Here is a 1,016-nt window from a genome sequence, read left to right as displayed (position 1 = left end):
GAGATAGGCATCGACCTGCTCCGCCGCAAGCTCGTGCGCGGCGGCCGACGAGCCGCCGAACCACACCGGCGGATAAGGCTCCTGCACCGGCGGATAGAGCAGCTTCGCGCCCTTCACGCTCAGGTGCCGGCCCTCGTAGTCGAAGGCCTGCCCGCTGTGGCTGCGCGCAAGGATCTCGCGCCAGATGCGGATGAACTCGGCCGATTGCTCGTAGCGCTGCGCATGGTCCAGGTACACGCCATCGCCTTCGAGCTCGGCCTGGTCGCCGCCGGTGACCAGGTTCACGAGCAGGCGGCCGCCCGAGAGGCGGTCGAATGTCGCGGCCATGCGCGCCGCCAGGCTGGGCTGGTGCAGGCCGGGGCGCACCGCCACCAGGAACTTGAGGTTCTTGGTCGCGCCGATCAGGCTCGAGGCAATCACCCACGGGTCTTCGCAGGAACGGCCGGTGGGAATCAGCACGCCTTCGTAGCCGAGCTGGTCGGCCGCGCCCGCGATCTGCTGCAGGTAGGCCAGGTCGATGGGCCGCGCACCTTCGCTGGTGCCGAGATAGCGGCTGTCGCCATGGGTGGGGAGAAACCAGAATATCTGCATGTGTCGTCTTTCGGTGGTGCTGCGTCAGATCGCGAACAAGGCGCCGCGCACGCGGGGCAGCGCGCAGCGCGAGCGCGGCGATGCGGCGCGCACACGCTGCCGCTCGGCAAGGCCCCAGGCGCGCGTGGTCGTGGCCAGCACGCGGGCGGCGCGATCGCGCAAGGCTTCCGGCATCACGCGATGCCCGCCGCAGCGGCCTCGAGCACGCTGATCCTTCGGGGGATCAGCTTCAGGTCGAAGAAGGTGTCGGCGATCTTCTGCTGCTCGGCAAGCACGGCCTTGCTGATGGGACTGGTCCCGTAGGCCGCGCGTGCCACCGTCAGTTCGGCCACCGGTTTCGGCAGGCCCCACAGGGCCGCGAACTCGGCGGCAAGATCGTCCTTGTGGGCGGTGCCCCAGACGTCGACCTTGTTGATCTCCTCGAT

Annotated in this window: 2 protein-coding genes and 1 pseudogene; all 3 read right to left on the bottom strand. The window is 69.2% G+C overall.

What is annotated here, in order from left to right; all coding sequences use genetic code 11:
- On the bottom strand, nucleotides 1-591 hold a 591-nt coding region (locus AC1DOC_RS34940; protein ID WP_478131750.1), incomplete at its 3' end, for an LLM class flavin-dependent oxidoreductase.
- Between the two features lie 24 nt (nucleotides 592-615).
- Nucleotides 616-765 carry a hypothetical protein gene (locus AC1DOC_RS34935; RefSeq protein WP_307592676.1) on the bottom strand — a complete coding sequence of 50 codons (150 nt, stop codon included), beginning with the start codon at nucleotides 763-765 and terminating at the stop codon, nucleotides 616-618.
- Nucleotides 765-1,016 (bottom strand): annotated as a pseudogene (locus AC1DOC_RS34930) (sulfonate ABC transporter substrate-binding protein); the annotation flags it as partial. The gene AC1DOC_RS34935 and the pseudogene AC1DOC_RS34930, both read right to left, overlap by 1 nt.

Source organism: Variovorax sp. 01T439_2, assembly GCF_056398445.1.
The sequence above is the reverse complement of the archived record's forward strand: the minus strand, read 5'-3'. Positions and strand labels throughout refer to the sequence as shown.